The following is a 302-nucleotide window of genomic DNA, read 5'->3' as shown; positions in this document are numbered from 1 at the left end:
AACAAGGTAGCCGTACCGGAAGGTGCGGCTGGAACACCTCCTTTTGGAGCCTTGTGCTTTACGAACGGGATCCTGCTTTCGAGGGACTTATAATTATTTTTAATTACATCATAAGGGCTTATAGCTCAGGTGGTTAGAGCGCTACACTGATAATGTAGAGGTCGCTGGTTCGAGTCCAGCTAAGCCCACACTTACTTCAAATGAGAAGTAAAAAGATCTTTGACAGAATGGGAAAAACTTTGAAATTATTTTTAATTAAATGATTTCACTCAAAAGAAAAGCAAGAGAAGGGTATACAGGGA

Annotated in this window: 1 tRNA gene; it reads left to right on the top strand. The window is 40.7% G+C overall.

Annotated elements, in window-relative coordinates:
* The first annotated feature begins 114 nt into the window (after positions 1-114).
* A tRNA-Ile gene (locus ACXAHM_RS26415) sits at positions 115-188 on the top strand.
* Positions 189-302 lie beyond the last annotated feature (114 nt).

The sequence above is a fragment of the Flammeovirga sp. AWQ4_249 genome (assembly GCF_056161045.1).
The sequence above is the reverse complement of the archived record's forward strand: the minus strand, read 5'-3'. Positions and strand labels throughout refer to the sequence as shown.